Source organism: Ruegeria sp. BG5, from assembly GCF_056538425.1.
Window position 1 is genome coordinate 121,139 of sequence record NZ_JBQFTC010000001.1, and the last position, 18,443, is coordinate 139,581.

Sequence of the window (18,443 nt, forward strand, 5' to 3'; positions counted from 1 at the left end):
GGAATTATACTAGCATTTTTTGATACAAAACGTCTCAATAATTGCGATCAGGGAGGTAAGCAATGGAGATCGGTAAGAAACTAAGCGGGATTTCGCGGCGGGATTTCTTCCGCGTGGCCGGGCGCTATGGCATGAGCTCGACGCTGCTTGCGGCAGGCGGGTTCGGCGGCGCGATGAGTCTGGCGAATTTGGCGCAGGCCGCTGAATCGAATTATGAAAAACGCTTCTCGAAAGAGCCGAAGCATACGCTGAAATTTGGTGCGTCGGGCTTCAATACCCGCAACCTTCTGATCGAGCGCGCCGGGGCCATCGAATTCGCCCGCGATCTGGAAGAACGCACAGATGGTGAGATTCGCATCGAGTTCATCGGCGACAATCAGATCTGCGGACAGCTAAGCTGTGTCGAGAAAACCCAGCAGGGCATTGTCGATATCTATGCGGCTTCGACCCAGAACTCGGCCGGTGGCGCGCCTTATCTGAACGTGCTGGACTATGCCTATATGTTCCCCAGCCGCGCGGCGCAGTATCACTTCTTCTACAGCCCCGCCAGCCAGCGCATCCTGCGCGACCCGCTGGAAAAACGGCACGGGCTGAAGTTCCTGTTCACCCATTGCGAGCTGCGCGGGTTGCAAATGGGATCGACCTTTGCCGACAAGCCGACGGTGACCAAGCTGGAGGAACTGTTCGGCACCAAGAACCGCGTGACGGGCACGCAGCTGGGCCGCATTGCCATGCAACTGCTGAACCTGAACCCGGTTCCGGTGGCGTGGGAGGAAACGCTGGATGCGCTGAAAACCGGTCTGATCGACGGGGCCGAGACATGGGCCTCGGCCGTGGCATACGCCAATATGGCCCCGGTGGTTTCGCAGTCGGTGAACCTGAAGTTCTTCTGCGGGACCGAGCATACCTCGATGTCGGCCAAAGTCTTCGACAGTCTGGGCGGTGAGTTGCAGGATGCCGTGATGGAGTCCTCATACTTCACTCAGGCACTGATTCAGGGCGCAAACGAGGCGGCGCTGTTGAACACCGTTGGTTTCTCGGACCCGCAACTGCCGGGCACGATCTTTGCCGAAAACGGCGTGCGCGCGGCCTTCCTGCCGGATGATCAGATCAAACTGGCCGAAGAGATGTGTGCCCCCAACTTCAACCCCGAGCCGTGGGCGCAGTGGCGTGAGCGTCTGAATAAATGGGCCGGTGGCATCGACACCTATCAGGAGATCTACGACATCGCGCGAGAGATCCCGGCAGATATGCTGCCCGAGAATGTCGAGCCGCGCCGCTGGTGGATGGGCCAGGCCTGATAAGCTGATGCGAACCGGCCCCACGCGGGCCGGTTCCAAAAAACACACCGACTGGGAGGACGGGGTACATGTCGTTTTGGGCAGATATCGGCGCGATTTTCAGCGCTTTTCTCAGCCAGGATTCGTTCGAGATTCAATCCGCATTGGAATCCGATGCCGCATGGGTTTTGGGGGCAATTGTCTCGGCCATCGGCGGGTTCGTGATCATGCTGATCTATCGGGCAGTTCCCTTTGTCGAACGTCATTTCGAACGGTCGGTGATGGTCTATTCCTACCTCGCGATTGCCCTGATCATCTTTTGGGGTGTGATCGACAGGTTCGTGTTCAACGACCAAGAGCCGTGGTCGACCACGATCCCTCCGCTGCTGTTCATGGTGATGGCCTGGTTCGGAGCCTCCTACAACGTCCGCCTGCGCACGCATCTGAGCTTTAGCGAGTTTCGCACGGCCATGCCGCGCGGCGGGCAACTGGCCTGTCTGATCCTGGATGCGGTGCTGTGGTTCATCTTTGCGGTGATCGTCATCGTGACCACGACCCGGTTGGTGGCGCTCTCGGCGTCTAACTTCCAGATCGTTCTGGGCACCGACAATATCATGCAGTGGTGGTTCCTGCTGGCTGCGCCACTGTCCTTCTTCCTGATGGTCGGGCGCGTGTTTCAAAACCTTGCCGACGATCTGCGCAACTGGAAAACAGGCGAGCCGCTGATCAAGCAGGCCGTGATCGGAGCAGACTGATGACAGATGGAACCATGGTCACACTGATCTCGCTTGGGGTCACCTTCCTGTTCATGCTGGGCGTACCGGTTCTGCTGGTGATCGGCTACTGGGTCATTGGCTGTTCCTTTGTCCTCGGCCTGACACTGGACAATATGGGCGCTGAACTGCTGAACGTGTTCAACAAAGGCTTTGCCCTGCTGGCGATGCCCCTGTTCATCCTGACCGGGGACCTTATCAACAAATCGGGCATTGCGCGCAGGCTCAGCGATTTTGCCTATGCCTGTCTGGGCTGGATACGCGGCGGTTTGGCGATGGCATCGCTGGGGGCCTGCGGGCTGTTCGCGGCGATCTCGGGGTCGAACTCGGCCACGACGGCCACTATTGGCTCGATGCTGCACCCTGAAATGGTCAAGGGCGGCTATGACGAACGGTTCAGCGCCGCGACCGCTGCGGCGGGCGGCACGGTGGGGATCATCATTCCCCCGTCAATTATCTTCATCGTCTACGGGTTCCTGATGAATCTGCCAATCTCTGAGCTGTTTGTGGCAGGTATCCTGCCCGGCGCGCTGATGGTGTTCGGGATGCAATTCGCCTGCTGGATCATCTGCCGCATGAATGGCTGGGGCCACCTGATCCCGCTGCAACTGAACCGTGTTCTGAAAACCGCGTTCGGTGCATGGCTTGGCTTCTTTGCCATCGGGCTGGTGCTGTGGGGCATCTATACGGGCAAATTCTCACCCACCGAGGCGGCGGGCGTGACCGTGGGATTCTGTGTCATCGCGGGTCTGGTCAGCTATCCGATCAACCGCATCATGGGCGCGCGGAATGACATTCCACCCACCGAAAAGACCTTTGCCGAGATGTTCGTGGTCGAAGGCTTCACGATCCCGGAAATTCCGTCAATTGTGATCCGCTCAGCCCAGATCACCGGCATCCTTGCGCCGCTGATCGCGATTTCAGTGGTGATGCAGCAAATCCTGTCCCTGCTGGGGGCACAGGAAACCATCGGGAATTTTGTGACCTCGATGGGTGGCTACCATGCAGTTCTGTTTACCTCGATGGTGATTGTCTTCTTCTCGGGCATGGTTCTGGAAAGCCTGCCGGTGACCATCATCCTTGCGCCAATCCTTGCGCCGATTGCAGCCTCGGTCGGGATTGACCCGATCCACTTCTCGGTGATCTTTCTGGTCGGCGCGTCCATCGGGTTCATTACGCCTCCGTACGGGTTGAACCTGTATGTGGCGTCGGGCGTGACCGGCGTGCCCTATTTCCGGCTTCTGCGCTATACGGTTCCCTATCTGGTGGCACTGCTGTCGGTCTGGATTCTGGTTTCGCTGGTGCCCGATCTGGCCTTGATCCTGCTGCCAAATAACTAGACTGTTGCGGGATGACCGAAGCGGACACAAAAGACAAAGACACCCAGATTCCCACGAACCTGCGCCTGCTGCTGATCCTGGAAGAGGTGGCACGGCGCGGGGTCGCCGTCAAACCCTCGGACCTGATCGACGCATTGGGTCTGGCAAAACCCACGATACATCGCCTGCTGCAAACAGCCGAGGCAGAGGGGTTTCTTCAGCGCGATCTGGATGGTCGGTCTTACGGTCCCGGTCCGCGCCTGCGGCAGCTGTCGCTGAATACAGTGTCGTCCGAACATCTTCGCACGGCCCGTCTGGCCATTATTCGCGGCGTCGCGGATGAGATTGGCGAAACCTGCAACCTGGCGATCCCGGATCGCGAGGGTATGATCTATCTGGACCGGGTCGAGACGAAATGGCCGCTGAGAATTCAGTTGCCGATCGGAACACAAGTCCCGTTTCACTGCACCGCCAGTGGCAAGATGTATTTGTCGACCCTGCGCCCGAGCACTTTGGATGGGTTTCTTTCCGCAGGTAACCTCAGCCCGAATACCGACCGCACGATAACGAAGCCCCAGGCCTTGCGGGCCGAAATAACCCGCGTCGCACAGAACGGGTATTCGACAGATGATGAGGAGTTCATGCCCGGTATGACGGCCATTGCGGTCCCGGTCATAGACAAGAACAACAGGCTGGCCGCCACTCTGTCCGTTCATGCGCCGACGCAGCGCCATGATCTGAACAGTTTGAAACAATTTCTTGCCTTGCTACAGGACGGTGCGCGCAAACTGTCGGGTTTGCTGACTTCTTAGCCCGGCGATTGACTGACAACATATCACCTTACGCGGCTGCCTTGCGCGATGCCTTGGCCGGGACGTAGTTGAGCACCGGGGCCAGCCAGCGTTCGGCCTCTTCCACGGTCATCCGTTTTCTCTGGGCGTAGTCCTCGACCTGATCGCGTTCCACTTTGCCAACACCAAAATAATAGCTGTCCGGGTGCCCGACATAGAGCCCGGAGACAGATGAACCGGGCCACATCGCCATGCTTTCGGTCAGCGCCACTCCGGTCGCGGCCTCGGCGTCCAGCAGGCTGAACAGCGTGCGTTTTTCGGTGTGATCGGGCTGGGCCGGATAGCCCGGCGCGGGGCGGATACCGGCATAAGGTTCGCTGATCAGGGCCTGTGGGTCGAAGTCTTCACCCTTTGCGTAACCCCAAAATTCACGCCGGACCCTTTCATGCAGCATCTCGGCCATGGCTTCGGCGATCCGATCGGCCAGAGCCTTGACGAGGATCGCGCCGTAATTGTCGTTGACCTTGTCCAGCCGCTCGGCAATGTCAGAGTCCTCCGGTCCCGCCGTGACGACAAACCCGCCGACATGGTCCGCACTATGGCCTTCCGGGGCGACAAAATCCGACAACGCGACATTCGGTCGATCACCGCGTTTTACGGTCTGCTGGCGCAGCGTGTGCAGGGCGGCCAGAGTTTCAGCGCGATCCGGGCCGGTATACAGCCGGATGTCATCGCCAACCGCGTTGGCGGGCCAGAATCCAACAACCGCGCGGGGTGTGAACCAGCGCTCTGCGATAATCTGATCCAGCATTGCCTGCGCATCGGCAAAAAGCGCCCGCGCCGCCGCGCCCTGTTTTTCATCTTCAAGAATTCCGGGATAGACACCGCGCATTTCCCAGGTCTGGAAGAAGGGCGTCCAGTCGATATAGCGGGCGATTTCGGCCAGATCCCAATCCTGCAGAACGCGCGTTCCGGTGAAGGACGGAGCAACGGGCTCGTAAGCATCCCAATCCAGTTTCAGCGCATTGGCCCGCGCCTTGGCCAAAGGCAGGCGGTTCTTGGCCCGCTCGCCGCGCTCGTGTTTGTCGGCCACATCGGCATATTCGGCCTGAATCCCGGCGACATAATTGGGCTTCTGCGTCGGGCTCAGCAACGCGCCGACAACCCCGACAGCGCGGCTGGCATCGGTGACATAGACCGCCTGCCCATGCGTGTAACGCGGCGCGATCTTGACCGCCGTGTGCACCCGCGACGTGGTTGCGCCGCCGATCAGCAGCGGAATGTCGAACGCTTCGCGCTCCATTTCCGAGGCCAGATGCACCATCTCGTCCAGCGACGGCGTGATCAGCCCGGACAGACCGATAATGTCCACCTTTTCCTCACGTGCGACTTGCAGGATCTTCTGAGGCGGGACCATGACGCCGAGATCCAAAATCTCGTAATTGTTGCAGGCCAGGACAACGCCGACGATGTTCTTTCCTATATCGTGCACGTCCCCCTTCACGGTCGCCATCAGCACCTTACCCGCAGATTGCCGACCCTCACCGCCATTCCGGCGCTTTTCTTCCTCCATATAAGGCAGCAACACGGCCACGGCCTGCTTCATCACCCGGGCTGATTTCACCACCTGCGGCAGGAACATCTTGCCCGCGCCAAATAGATCGCCCACCACGTTCATCCCGGCCATCAGAGGACCCTCGATGACATGCAAGGGGCGTTCCGCATCGGCGCGCGCGGCCTCGGTGTCTTCTTCGATGAACTCGGTGATGCCATTGACCAGCGCATGCTCCAGCCGTTTCTCGACCGGCCAGTCGCGCCAGGCCAGGTCGCGGACTTTCTCCTCGCGCTTGTCACCACGGAAACGTTCGGCGATGTCCAGCAGGTTCTCGGTCGCGCTGCCGCCGGATTTGGGCTGGCGGTTCAGAACCACATCCTCGCATGCTTCGCGCAGGTCGGGATCGATCTGGTCATAGACCGCTAGTTGGCCCGCATTGACGATGCCCATATCCATCCCGGCCTGAATTGCATGGTACAGGAACACCGCATGCATCGCCTCGCGCACAGGTTCATTGCCACGAAAGCTGAAGGACAGGTTCGACACGCCGCCTGAGACATGCGCATGGGGCAGGTTCTGCCTTATCCAGCGGGTCGCCTCGATAAAATCGACACCGTAATTGTCGTGGTCTTCGATCCCGGTGGCGACGGCAAAGATGTTGGGGTCAAAGATGATGTCTTCGGGCGGGAACCCCATATCCTCGACCAGAATGCGATAAGCGCGGGCGCAAATCTCGGTCTTGCGTTCGAAGGTATCGGCCTGACCGGCCTCGTCAAACGCCATGACCACCACGGCGGCACCATAGGCCAGACACAGACCCGCGTGATGGCGAAACGCCTCTTCGCCTTCTTTCAGGCTGATCGAGTTCACCACCGGCTTGCCCTGCACGCATTGCAGCCCGGCCTCGATCACCTCCCATTTCGAGCTGTCGATCATGATTGGCACGCGGGCGATATCGGGCTCGGACGCGACAAGGTTCAGGTATTCGACCATCGCCTGTTTGCTGTCGATCAGCCCTTCATCCATGTTGATGTCGATGATCTGAGCGCCGTTTTCCACCTGATCGCGCGCAACGTCCAGCGCGGCGGCATAGTCGCGGTTCACGATCAGTTTGCGAAATTGGGCCGAGCCGGTGACATTGGTCCGCTCACCCACATTCACAAAGGGGATGTCGGGCGTCAGGACAAAGGGTTCCAGCCCCGAGAGGCGCAGGTGACGGGTCATGCGGGCACCTTTCTGGGGTCAAAGGGCGCAACCGCATCCGCAATCGCGCGGATATGGTCGGGTGTGGTGCCGCAGCAACCGCCAACCACGTTGACGATGCCATCGCGGGCAAACTCTTCGACTTGTGCTGCGGTCTGGCCCGGGGTTTCGTCATACTGGCCGAACTCATTCGGCAGGCCCGCATTGGGGTAGGCGCAGGTCAGCGCGCTGGCAACGCTTGAAATCTCGGCCATATGCGGGCGCATGGATTCTGCGCCAAGGGCACAGTTCAGCCCGACGGTGAAAGGGCGCGCATGGGCGACCGAATGCCAGAAGGCGGTGGGCGTCTGGCCAGAAAGCGTCCGGCCCGAGGCATCGGTGATCGTGCCCGAGATCATCAGCGGCAGGCGGCGTCCGGCCTTGGCGAAACTCTCGAAGGCCGCGAAAATCGCCGCCTTGGCGTTCAGCGTGTCAAAGATCGTCTCGATCAGGATCAGGTCAGAGCCTCCTTCGATCAGCCCGTCGATCTGCTGGCCATAGGCTGTGCGCAGATCATCGAAACTGACGGCTCGGTATCCGGGATCGTTCACATCCGGGCTGATCGAGGCCGTCCGGTTCGTCGGACCCACAGCCCCGGCCACAAACCGGGGTCTGCCATCCTCAGCCGTGGCCCGGTCCGCCGCGCGCCGGGCCACCTGCGCGCCTGCGACGTTCAGATCATGCACCGCAGCCTCCAGCCCGTAATCAGCTTGCGCGATGGTGGTTGAGGAAAAAGTGTTGGTTTCAAGGATATCCGCCCCGGCCATTGCGAACTCGTATTGAATGTCCTCAACTGCCTGCGGCTGGGTCAGCACCAACAGGTCGTTGTTGCCCTGTTGCGGATGATCCGGGTGATAGTGATGCCGACAGCCGGGGCCATGGATGTGACCGTTGGCGGTAAAATCCTCTTCGGTCATGTTCAGCGTCTGGATCATTGTGCCCATGGCCCCGTCAAGGATCAGGATGCGCTGGGCAGCCAATGCGCGCAGCGTCGCGAGCGCGGGTGTGTCGGGCAAGGTAAAGTCAAGCATTCGCGGTATCCAATCGGCTGTGTGGGCCGAAGGTATAGCGCGTTGGCATTATGAGGTGAAATGATTGTTATTCGACTAAATTATGAGCTTGCGTCATAATGTGTCTTGTTCGTCGCGCATATCCAACGAAATCACCAATAAGCAGTCAAAGCATTGCCCGGCCAAAATCGTCCAAAATGCGGGCGGTGGCACAGGCTGAATTGCCCGCATGAGGTCACAAGGCGGCGCGGCGCGCGCGATGGCCCCCTCGGCGCTGTTTTGCGGGCAGGGCCAGGAACAATGGTTCCAGGGGCATCTGCATGGATCGGGCCAGCAGGTCGCAGAACACAGCGATGGCGGGAGAAGTCTCGGCAAACGGTTTGGCCTTGGCCAAAGCAATCCGCGCCTGCGCGTGGTAGTTTGCCGAACCGGGCAGGCCGCCCAGCCATTGCATATAGCCCATCTGCCCCAGCTCTTGCGCGCGCTGCGGTGGCACGTGGCCGGTATCCAGTTGGGAAATGGTCAGGTCAAGCATAACGACGCCCTCCGCGCTTTTGGGCGGCTTGTGTGGGTCATCAACAGTGGTGTCTGGCCAGTGCGGTCCATCTCTTGTCGCTCCGTCCACGGGCACCCCGCCCGAGTTAAGGTGACTGCGGCACATATGCGCCGGAGATGGCAGGTCTCCTGACTTGCGGTTCTTCGCTGTCCCCGTCCTTCCCGGACAACCCAAGCGGGGTCATCCAGTGGTCTGTCGGGGGTCGCTCGCCGCTTACAGTTGCGGGGGCAGTTGCGGCTTTGGGCGTTTGCCCGCACCGCATTCCCTTTTCAGCCGACTCAGAGCGTCGGACACCATCGGCAGCACAGTCTCATAAGGCCAAAGCTGTGTCTACTGGTGCCAGCAAAGCACGCAGCGTCGGATTGCAACCCGGCAGGAATTGAACCCAAATCAAACTGCGAAACCCCTCTAATCCCGAGAGCCGGACCAGCGCACCAGAAGACTGGCCGCGATGGGCGCGCCGATGATCACCAGAACGATCCGTGTCAGATGGTGGGTAATGACAAACCCGAGATCCGCGCCCGAGACGATGGCCAAGACCGTCATTTCAGCCTGCCCGCCGGGGGCAAAGGCGAGGAAGGCCTCGATCGGTTGCCCGAACCCCAACGTGGTCACAAGGGCCGTGAAGGCTGCCGCAAGTATGGCCAGCACAACAACATAGGCGCAGCCCGCCGCCACAACTTTGCGCAGCTCGACCCATGTGACACCGATAAATTTCACGCCGATGGTGCAGCCGATAAAGAATTGCGCGACAAGGATCGCCTCGCGCGGTGGGCGGGTGTGGATGAAATCGCCCAGTGACAAGGCCGCAGTCAGGATCATTGGGCCCAGAATGGACGCTCCGAACAGGCCGATCCGCTCACCGCCTTTCCAGCCGACAATGGCGGCGACGACCATCAGCGCCAGTTCGTGCAAAGGCAGGTCGCGGGCGGGTTCGCCAATGGGGTTGGTCAGGTCAGCGTCGTAGAACAGGGTCAGGAGCAACGGGGCGAGCGTCACGATGATCAGCACGCGCGTGCCATGGATCAGGGACAGGGCGCGCGGATTGGCACCGGCCTCGGTGCCGAAGATGATCATGTCTTGCAACCCGCCAGGCATCGCGGCGTAAAAGGCCGTTTTGTCGTCAAAGCCCCAGACCTTGCGAAAGAACGGCACCCCGACCAAAGCGATCAACAGGATGAAGGGTGGGATCAGAGCAATCGACGCTGCCATTTTCGGCAGTTGGCCAAACAGATCAGGCGTGATCGAAGCCCCCACCGCCACGCCCAGGATAGTGCGCGCCGCGACCGAGATTTGCCCGAACCCCTCCATCGGCGCATGCGCCAGTGCCGCAATCAGGCAGGCGGTCATGGGGCCGAACAGAAAGGGCAGTGGCAGGCCCAGCATCCAGAATACGACCGTTCCCAGCCCGGCAAGGCCGAAGGTAATGGCCCGCCTAACGGGGCGGCTTGGTGATGTGGCTTGGACGGACAAATTTCAGGCCCGATGTCATTGGGTCAATTGTATCCAATGGTATACAAATGGGCGCGGTTTGCAAGACCACGCGCACCGACCATTCGGCATGCCCGAGTGAGGAGCGGTCCGTGATGCAGCTTGGCGCTATCAGCGTGTGTTGGATGAGATCCGGGAACGAGGTGTCGAAATCAAGGCGAGTGTCACTGAATTCGTTTCAACCCCACCAATCCAACAGGGCTTACGTGGGTGCCGACCCGCCAAATGCAGCCTGATAAGCCTTGTTGCTTTTCGCCCAGTCGATCAGTTCCTCACCCGCTTCCAGCGCGGCCTTCTCGTTTGGCGCATTCGAAATCGCGTCGAGCCGCTTGTGAAGGTCCGAACTGGGGTCTGCGGTCATCGCCCCAACCTCCATCACAAGGCTGACATTCGGGGGCGGGGTGTAGACATAGCCGTTCTGCGACTGAGCTTCGATCCGTTTGAGCAGGGCGGGCACGATGGATGCGGTGTCATGCACATAGTCCCAATTGGTCGAAAGCCCCTGAATCATCGGGTTATCGACCCCACCAAACAGCGTCACCGGTGTCGTCTTGTAGATCACAAGGGGCATTCCAGCGGCGTAGGCGGTCGTCACCTCGACAATACTGCCGCCATCGGGCACCCGGCCATCCATGTTGAACACAAGGCTCGAGCAGCGCCCGAGCAATTGGTAGATATCTTGCGCATAGCCGACCTTGAGGATGATATACAGCATCTCTTGGCCCTTTTGCGACCAGACCTGAGGGTCCTGCAACATATCCATCATCTTGGCGATCTCGACGCCGTCGCGCGGGGCGAGATAGGTGCCGAACCCTCCGGCCTCGAGCACGGCGGCGATGTTATATTGCTCCCATAGATCACCGACGCTGAACATCGGGCCCGAGCAGAAAACGATATGGTCTGTCATGAAATGGTCCTCTGGTTGAAATTCAGTGTCGTCAGGCCGGGTCTGAAGCGGCGGCGCCGGGCTCCAGCCGACCGGCCCAATCGGCAACCAACTGCGCGCCCTCGGCTTCGCGCGCGGTGCCGGTTAGCATATCAGACAGCACCCGCGCACAGCGCAGGGCCAGCGAAACCGATCCGGCAGCCCCGGCTTCGTCAATTGCGGTGCGCAGCAGCGCCTCGGCCTCGTCTTGTCGGTCCAGAACAGCCAGCACCTGTGCTTTCAACCGCATCAGGTCCGGGTTCCAGACCGGCTGGTTCAACATCCCCGACATTTGCAGCCCGGTGTCAACAATCGCCAGCGCTGTATCCGGGTCATCATTGGCCAGCCGCGTGTCAGCCATGATCGCAAACCCCATACCCGAACCTGTCTGACTGCCGGTTTTCGCCAACAGAGCCAGACCGGCATCAACCTCCTGACACCGCTTGTCCGGCGGGTCGATGGGTTGCCCGGCCCGGAACAACTGGCTTAGCCCGCCCCAAAGCGGGATGCCAAGCTGGGTGCATGTCTCATAGGTCTCGGTGGCCAGCGCATAGGCGCGGTCACTGTCCCGGCGACAATGCAGGGTTATGATCAGAAAGGCCCGTGCGGCGGCCAGGCTGAGCGCCGAGTTCAACTCCTCGGCCAGCGCCAACCCCGCCTCGGCACGTTTCAGCGCCGTATCGGGCGCGCCGCACCACCAATGGGCCACCGCGCTGACCCCATAGGCCAGAACGCCCTGATCGGTGCCAATGCCATAGGTAACTTCGGCGTAATCCTCGGGGCGGTAGAGACGGATCGCCTCTTCTGCATGTTCAACGGCAATCTCACCTTCGCCCAGTTGAAACCGCAGAAAGGCAAGCGTGGTATGGGCGCGCAACATGCCGATCCGGTTCGCGCCCGCGCCGGGCATAGCCAGAATGCGGTCGGCATATTCTATGCCCTTAGCGCAGTCTCCCTTGTCCAGAAAATGCGCGGCCAGCCCGTTCAGCGCCGATGAGGTCTCATCCGCGTCACCAAGACGTTCGGCCAGTTCCAACGCGCGATCCAGCACCGGTTTGATTTCGGGTGAGGCAAAGCCCCGCACGCCCATGATCGCGTTTTCCAGCGGGATCTGGATGGACAGCTCGATCTCGTCCCGCTGGCGGTTTTCCTCGGTCTGCTCCAGCGAGGCCAAAGCACGGCGATACAGCACCGTTGCATCCTCGACCGCAGCTTGCTTGACCGCGCGCAGCCCGGCGTCGCGGTACCAGATGGCGGCATCGGTAAAATGCCGGGCAGCATGCAGGTGATGGGCGATCTTGTCGGGCTGTTCCGCCGTCCCGTCCTGAAGGCACACAGCGGCGCGGGCATGCAGATCGGTCCGCTCGGCCCGTAGAAGCGTGGCATAGACCGCGTCCTGCGTCAGCGCGTGGCGGAACATGTAGCCATCGTTGGTGCCCGAGCGCGGGCGTAGAATATCGGCCTCCAGCAAATCCCCGACCGTTCCGGATATCTCGACCTCATCGCGCTGGGCGACCTGGGACAGGATCGACATATCCAGATCCTCGCCCAGAACGGCGGCGACCTGAGCGGTCTTTTTCGACTCAGGCGACAGGGCGTCCAGCCGCTCCATGATCAGGCTGTTCAGGGTTGGCGGAACCGCGCGGCTTTGGCGGTGTCCGGTCTGGTTTTCCCCGGCAAAGCGGGCCAGTTCTTCGATATACAGGGGGTTGCCTGCGCCGCGTGTCAGGATATCTTCCAGTACCGCATCCGACAGGTCCGCGGGGGCTGCGGCCCGTTGCGCCAACTGCGTCGCCTGGTCGTGATCCAACGCTGCAAGCGCCATCACTTCGGACCGTTTTGCGGGCAGCCCCGGACTGCCATCATCGCGCTGCGCCACAAGGCAGAAAACCGGCAGCGGCTGAGGCCAGTCGAGCAGCATCTCCAGAAGTTCCAGGCTGGTGGCGTCACACCAGTGAAGGTCTTCGCAGACCAGCACGACAGGACGATCAACCGCAAGTCGTGCAAGCCAGTGACCGAGGGTCAGAAGGGTCCGGTGGCGCAGAGTTTCCGGGCTGGAATTTTCCAATGTGGTGGTTTCGGAGGTATGGATGCCAAGCAACCGGGCAATCAGCGGCACGGTCTCGTCCGGTGCATTGTCTTGTTGCGTCACACCCTGTCTGAGACGGTTGAGCGCCTCTTCGTCCTCCATGCCCGGAGTGATACCAAGACTTTGCTGGATCAGCCCGATGAAGGGTGCGAGCGGCGCGCCTGACGACAACGCGTCACACTGTACCCCAAGCCAGATGTGGGGCGTTTCGGCCAATTGGGCCCGGAAGGCACGCAGCAGGCTGGTTTTGCCAATCCCCGGATCGCCTTTCACCGTTGCCGCGACCGGCCCGTGTTCGGTTGCCTTTTGCCAAAGTTCGCGCAATTGGCCCAGCACCGCCTCGCGCCCCAGCAGCGGGGTCGAGCCTGTGACGTTTCCCGACCTTGCATTGGCAGCGGCAGGGCGCAATACGCGGTGCAGAGGCAATGGGCGGGCAACGCCTTTCAGGTCAACCGGTCCCAGAGGTTGCGATACAAATTTCTGTTTGAGCAGCGACATCACCGGATCGCTGACCAATACTGTTCCGGGACGGGCCTGCGCCTCGATCCGGGCGGCAATGTTCACTGTTTCACCAAACAAAACATCGCGCCCGCCCTGTTCGCTTTCACCCACCACCACCTCGCCGGTATGCACCCCGATGCGGGCCTGCAGGCGTGGTGCGTCCGGGTCCGTACCGGGCAGGGGTTGTTTCATCGCGTTCAACAGGTCCAGTGCGGCCCGCACAGCGCGCTCAGCGTCGTTTTCCCGCGCCTGCGGATAGCCGAAATACAGCAACAGGCCATCGCCCAGATATTTGGCGACCCGTCCGCCATAGTCGGTGAAAATGCGCCGTCCGGTTTCCTGATAGGCAAGGATCAGCGCGGCGTAATCCTCGGTGTCGATCCGGCCGCTCAGATCGGTCGATCCGGCCAGATCGACGAAGACCACAACAAGCTGCCGGCGCTCGCCGACGACATTGTGCCGGTTCGAGAGGTCTTCGTCGGAATGAACCATCTCTGCCCCCTGAAACGCCCCAAAATAAGGTTTAACGCGTTAACTCTTTCAGCTTGACCGCATGAGTTCCCCTGCGTCAAGTATGAGTTGGCGCCTCTGACCTGGGCCATATCCCCGGCAATCGCCTTAAAAAACGGGCCGCAGGAGAAAGCACAATCATGAGCGATATCCGGTACATCAGCCTGTCCGACATGCATTTCGGGGCCGATAACAGCATCCTGACGCGGCTGACCTCGGCCGATGGTAAGGTGGATCCGAACCATCCAAGCGATCTGCTGGTGCAACTGGTGGGCTGCCTGCGTCATCTAATCAACGCAAACGGGGATGCGCCCCTTCCGACCCTGATCCTGAATGGCGATATTCTGGATCTGGCCTTCAGCACCAAGACCGTTTCGGCCATGGCGTTTCAGCAGTTTCTGGAACTGGCCATGCCCGAGGATCCCGATAGCCGGTTGTTCTCGACCAAGATGATCTATCTGCCGGGCAACCATGATCACCATCTGTGGCAAACCTGCCGGGAGCGCCGGTTCGCCGATCATCTTGCAGGGTCCGACTGGCAGGACAGCGCGCCAACCGTGCCGCATACCACGCCGCTGATGGACCCCGATCCGCTGCCTGATTGCCTGTTGCAATCGATTGGCCGACGCTTGCCGTGGCTGTCCGATCTTACGGTCGAAACGGTCTATCCCAACCTGGCCTTTGCCTCGGGCCAAAAGCTGGTGATCTATACCCACGGTCACTTCATCGAAGATGTCTATCTGCTGGCCAGCACCTTTGCCGATACTCTGTTCCCCGACACCAAGCCCCCTGTCACGATGGAGGAATGGGAGGCGCAGAACTTTGCCTGGATCGATTTTGTTTGGTCCCTGATCGGTCGTTCAGGCCGGATCGGGCCGGATGAAGAGATCATCTATAACCTCGGCAACAGCCCCAAGGAACTGGGGGCGCTGGCAGGCGCGGCGGTCCGGCGTTTTCTGGAGGCCAAGGCCGGGTCACTGGGCAAATCGCTGGGCGAAGGGGCTGGGGAACTGGTGGGCGATCTGGTCGGAAAAGCGTTCGAGCGGGGCTCGGCGCAGCATCTGCTCAGCGATGGTGGTGCAGGTCTGCGGCGGTTTCTGCAGGTTCCGGTTCAGGGTCAAATCAAGGCCGCCTTTGGCGCCAAGCCGGTGCCCGCCGACATTTCCGTGGTTTTCGGCCATACGCACAAGCCATTTGAGAAAGTGATGGAGATCGAAGATTTCACCGCCCCCCGTTTCACCGCCGTCAACAGCGGCGGCTGGGTGGTCGACAGCCCCGACCCGCAACCATTGATTGGAGGGGCGGCGGTCCTGATGGACGCCGACCTGAACCTTGCCTCGCTGCGCTTTTATAACGAAGCGGATGCCCCAGGTGATTACCGCGTGGCGTTGCATAAGGCGGGGCCCGAGGGTGCCGATAACCCTTTGTTCGACCGTTTGTCCTCGCTGGTTGACGGCACTCAATGGCCTTGGGCACAGTTTTCGCAAACAGCCGCAGTTGCGGTCAAAACCCACAATACGCGGCTTAAGGCGTTTCTTGCCGCTTATGAGCCAAGCCAGCCTGAAGATGCGACCAAAGACTGAACTCGACCCATCGAAGCCGATCCGCCAATGACGCGTTCAGAATCCAGCGACCCGGCCATCACGCCACGAACCCGCGCCAAGGCGCGGCACATTCTGGACAATTATTACATTGGCCCGTCCCGTGACGCCGGTGTGCTGGAGATCTGGGGTTACACCGACCGCATGACCTACGCCCCGGGTGAACGCGTGGCGCTGCGCGTTTCGACAACCGCGCAGAAATGGGATCTGGAGATTGGCCGGGATGGGGTCTCCTACCAGCCCGTGCTTCGGGAAAGCGGGTTGAAGGGGGTGCATCAGGATACGCCCTTCGACTGTTCGGTTTCCGGGTGCGGTTGGGAGGTGTCTTACGAATTCACCATTCCTGCCGACTGGCCCGCAGGCGGGTATCTGGTGACGTTCAGGGCCGAGCGAGACGGGGATCGCGTCGAAGAACACCATCTGTTTCTGCTGCGCCGCGCAAAGGACAAACCGGCTGCGCCCTATCTGTTGGTTTGCGCCACGGGCACATGGCTGGCGTATAATTGCTGGGGCGGGTCCAACCATTATGAGGGTATCACCGGCCCGGACCAGAATGCCTTTTCACCTGTTGTTTCAACCCAACGCCCCTGGACGCGGGGGTTTTGCAAACTGCCAGCCGGGGCCCCTCGGGCGGTGCCTGACAGGGCTCATACTGCTGGTGAGATGGTACGTTACCCCTATATGGAATGGGCCTACGCCTATGGGTATTCGAAGAAATATGCCTCGGCCGGGTGGGCCAGCTATGAACGGCATTTTGCAAGGTGGGCCGAAGAGCAGGGTTATGAATTCGACTTTGCCACCCAACATGATCTGGAGGCTGATCCCGACCTGTTGGAACGCCACAGATGCGCGGTTTTTGTCGGGCATGACGAGTATTGGTCGGCGAATATGCGCAAGGCCGTGAATCGCTTTGTCACCAACGGCGGTCGGGTCGCCCGGTTTGCAGGGAATTTTCTGTGGCAGACCCGGATCGAAGACGAAGGGCAGACCCAGATCTGCTACAAATACACGGCAGAGCTCGATCCGCTGGCCGGAACGGATCAGCAGCATCTGGTGACAGCAGCGTGGGAGGTTGATCCGGTAAACTGGCCGGGTGCCCAGACATTCGGGGTGAACGGGCTTAAGGGTATCTACGCGGGCTTGGGCAGGTGCGCGGGGCAGAACAGCGGTTTCACGGTCTACCGCCCCGATCACTGGGCGCTTGCCAGAACGCAATTGGGCTATGGCGACCAACTGGGAAGCAGCTCGCGCATTTACGGGTATGAGGTCGACGGCCTGGATTACAGAATGGAGGATGGCCTGCCGTTTCCGACGGGGACCGATGGAGCCGACCCCAAAATCACTATTCTGGCCATGGGTCTGGCAACAAACCTAGAGCCGGATCACGGAATTTGGGGTGAGACGATGTATATCGGCAGCGCCGACGCTGCTTTCAAAGCACAGACACTGTTCGGCGAACTGACCCAGGAAACGCTTGACCGCAGCACGCGCGGAAACGGAGTTATTGTGCATTGGGAGCGTGGGCAAGGCGAAGTCTTTACCGCCGCCACCTGCGAGTGGGTCATGGGCCTGACACGCCGCGATTGGCAGGTCGAGCAGATCACCCGCAATGTTCTGGACCGGTTTGGGCGGGCTTGACGCGTTCTGCCAGTGCCCCGAAAGTTCCCTTCCTTTTGGGGTTTAGGCAATTTCTTGCTGGATTTTGAGAACACGCGCAGATCGTTGCGATGATTTGGTCAGAGCATCCGATCACTCAACGGGTGCAATGTGGCTTTAGCGCCATGCGGCGAACATGTCCCGAGTGTTCAGGACGATAAGGGATTTAGGAATGCGCTTGCCCGTGGTATTCTCAAGATGAGACAGTGAGTTACGAACGGGCCGATTTGATCAGGCACAACTTGGAAGATGCCCATTATTTTAGCGACTGTTGCGGGTATGTCCCGCAGGCGCGCGAAAAGAATAAGTCGTTTTTGGCTTTTCAGAAGGTGCTGCTAGATTTTGTGTATCGGGCGCTGTAAGGCGGCGAAAAAAGGAACGATTGAGGTGTTACGTATGTCGAAGATGCGAAATGCGGTAGCAGGTATTGTGCTAGCACAGCTTGCGCTGTTCATTCCAGAAACCGCGCAGGCGCAAGATGGGCTGACAGGGGCTGACGGGGCCTTTCATGGCCTCTATGCCGGGTTGGAAATTGGCGCTGCCACGGCAAGCGGTGACACGGATTACCCTGTCTTGTCCGGTGGAACCTTAGATGCCTCTTTCGATCCGGATAACGGACGCAGTTTCGGTGTCTTGGTTGGCTACAACCTGCAACGCGGCAATATCTTGTACGGCGCCGAAGCCCGGTATTCGAACCTGTCTTACGTGCTTGAACGCGGAGCACCCGCACCGGAAAACCGTGAAGTCATGGATTTCGCAGACGTGCGCGGGCGCGTGGGCTATATCCGCGGTGATTTTTTGCTTTACGGTGCCGTGGGCTGGTCCTGGTCGCGCCTGCGTGTTCATCCAAGCGCAGCTTTTGAGTCTCGGGAAAGTCAAACGACGCTGGATGGTTTCAATATCGGCGTGGGCGTCGAATACAACGTCACGGATCGCTGGTTCGTTGCCGCTGATTACACCTATCGCGACGTCTCGGGCCAGTTTGACGAAGCATCCAACGACAGTGACTTTGATCTGAGCACCATAACCGCGCGTGTCGCATATCGGTTCTGATTGCGACCGCGCCGAAGTGGCGGTACACGCGTTTGACCGCTGAACCAACCGATCACCAAAGCCGTACCACGCCGACACGTGGCACAGTTAA

The 18,443-nt window shown here is 60.2% G+C and carries 13 protein-coding genes and 1 riboswitch; of the genes, 7 read left to right on the forward strand and 6 right to left on the reverse strand.

Going from position 1 to position 18,443, the window contains the following annotated elements; genetic code table 11:
• Positions 1-62: 62 nt before the first annotated feature.
• The 4 genes from ACR0KX_RS00535 to ACR0KX_RS00550 all read left to right on the forward strand — a co-directional run bounded on the left by ACR0KX_RS00535 (position 63) and on the right by ACR0KX_RS00550 (position 4,184).
• Positions 63-1,301, forward strand: a complete 1,239-nt coding sequence (locus ACR0KX_RS00535; protein ID WP_170521586.1) for a TRAP transporter substrate-binding protein — start codon at positions 63-65, stop codon at positions 1,299-1,301.
• A gap of 68 nt (positions 1,302-1,369) precedes the next feature.
• The gene (locus ACR0KX_RS00540) at positions 1,370-2,035 is read left to right on the forward strand and encodes a TRAP transporter small permease subunit (protein ID WP_170521588.1); all 666 of its coding nucleotides are present in this window, start codon (positions 1,370-1,372) and stop codon (positions 2,033-2,035) included.
• Positions 2,035-3,393, forward strand: a complete 1,359-nt coding sequence (locus ACR0KX_RS00545) for a TRAP transporter large permease (RefSeq protein ID WP_170429642.1) — start codon at positions 2,035-2,037, stop codon at positions 3,391-3,393. Before ACR0KX_RS00540 ends, ACR0KX_RS00545 begins: the two co-directional genes overlap by 1 nt.
• 11 nt (positions 3,394-3,404) lie before the next feature.
• Positions 3,405-4,184 (forward strand): IclR family transcriptional regulator, encoded by a 780-nt coding sequence (locus ACR0KX_RS00550; protein ID WP_170622798.1) that lies wholly within the window; start codon positions 3,405-3,407, stop codon positions 4,182-4,184.
• Between the two features lie 28 nt (positions 4,185-4,212).
• On the opposite strand, the gene metH is transcribed toward ACR0KX_RS00550, so the two are convergent.
• The 6 genes from metH to ACR0KX_RS00580 form a co-directional block, all read right to left on the reverse strand.
• Positions 4,213-6,942 carry a methionine synthase gene (gene metH, locus ACR0KX_RS00555; protein WP_480707718.1) on the reverse strand — a complete coding sequence of 910 codons (2,730 nt, stop codon included), beginning with the start codon at positions 6,940-6,942 and terminating at the stop codon, positions 4,213-4,215.
• Positions 6,939-7,991 (reverse strand): homocysteine S-methyltransferase family protein, encoded by a 1,053-nt coding sequence (locus ACR0KX_RS00560; RefSeq protein WP_480707720.1) that lies wholly within the window; start codon positions 7,989-7,991, stop codon positions 6,939-6,941. Before ACR0KX_RS00560 ends, metH begins: the two co-directional genes overlap by 4 nt.
• Positions 7,992-8,205: 214 nt before the next feature.
• Positions 8,206-8,505: a hypothetical protein gene (locus ACR0KX_RS00565; protein WP_170452778.1), complete on the reverse strand. Its 300-nt coding sequence runs from the start codon at positions 8,503-8,505 to the stop codon at positions 8,206-8,208.
• 122 nt (positions 8,506-8,627) lie between these two features.
• A riboswitch (cobalamin riboswitch) is annotated at positions 8,628-8,839 on the reverse strand.
• 95 nt (positions 8,840-8,934) lie between these two features.
• On the reverse strand, positions 8,935-9,999 hold the full coding sequence (locus tag ACR0KX_RS00570) for an AbrB family transcriptional regulator (RefSeq protein ID WP_480707722.1): 1,065 nt from the start codon (positions 9,997-9,999) through the stop codon (positions 8,935-8,937).
• 220 nt (positions 10,000-10,219) lie between these two features.
• Positions 10,220-10,924 (reverse strand): nucleoside 2-deoxyribosyltransferase, encoded by a 705-nt coding sequence (locus tag ACR0KX_RS00575; protein ID WP_170452775.1) that lies wholly within the window; start codon positions 10,922-10,924, stop codon positions 10,220-10,222.
• A gap of 31 nt (positions 10,925-10,955) precedes the next feature.
• Complete coding sequence (locus ACR0KX_RS00580) at positions 10,956-14,024, reverse strand: AAA family ATPase (protein ID WP_170622807.1); 3,069 nt, start codon at positions 14,022-14,024, stop codon at positions 10,956-10,958.
• Positions 14,025-14,182: 158 nt separating this feature from the next.
• On the opposite strand from ACR0KX_RS00580, the gene ACR0KX_RS00585 reads away from it, so the two are divergent.
• From ACR0KX_RS00585 to ACR0KX_RS00595, 3 genes are all read left to right on the forward strand, one after another.
• On the forward strand, positions 14,183-15,625 hold the full coding sequence (locus ACR0KX_RS00585) for a metallophosphoesterase family protein (RefSeq protein WP_480707724.1): 1,443 nt from the start codon (positions 14,183-14,185) through the stop codon (positions 15,623-15,625).
• 27 nt (positions 15,626-15,652) lie between these two features.
• A complete protein-coding gene (locus ACR0KX_RS00590) occupies positions 15,653-17,281 on the forward strand; it encodes a N,N-dimethylformamidase beta subunit family domain-containing protein (protein WP_170622811.1) in 1,629 nt (542 codons plus the stop codon).
• A 414-nt stretch (positions 17,282-17,695) separates the two neighbouring features.
• Positions 17,696-18,352: an outer membrane beta-barrel protein gene (locus tag ACR0KX_RS00595; protein WP_170452763.1), complete on the forward strand. Its 657-nt coding sequence runs from the start codon at positions 17,696-17,698 to the stop codon at positions 18,350-18,352.
• The last annotated feature ends 91 nt before the right edge of the window (positions 18,353-18,443 follow it).